At 68.5% G+C, this 372-nt stretch carries 1 protein-coding gene; it reads right to left on the bottom strand.

Annotated features, from left to right (window positions below):
* Positions 1–372, bottom strand: a 372-nt coding sequence (locus tag V1J52_RS26030) for a GTP-binding protein (RefSeq protein WP_330142427.1), incomplete at both ends; no start/stop codon positions are given.

The following is a 372-nucleotide window of genomic DNA, read 5'->3' as shown; positions in this document are numbered from 1 at the left end:
GCGTGCTCGACGAGGGTGATGAGCGCGCTCTTGGCGTCCCCGCGGTGCCGGGCGTCGGTGGTGATGATCGGGGTGTCCGGACCGATCTGCAACGCCTCACGCACCTCCTCCGGACCGTAGGGCTGGTGCCCGTCGAACCCGTTCAGCGCGATCACGAACGGCAGACCGCTGTTCTCGAAGTAGTCCACCGCCGGGAAGCAGTCCGCCAGCCGCCGGGTGTCCACCAGCACCACCGCGCCGATCGCCCCCCGCACCAGGTCGTCCCACATGAACCAGAACCGGTCCTGCCCCGGCGTCCCGAACAGGTACAGGATCAGGTCCTGGTCGAGCGTGATGCGGCCGAAGTCCATGGCCACGGTCGTGGTGGTCTTG

This window comes from Streptomyces solitudinis, assembly GCF_036323765.1.
GTDB lineage: Bacteria > Actinomycetota > Actinomycetes > Streptomycetales > Streptomycetaceae > Streptomyces.
This window is presented reverse-complemented; position numbering and strand designations above follow the sequence as displayed.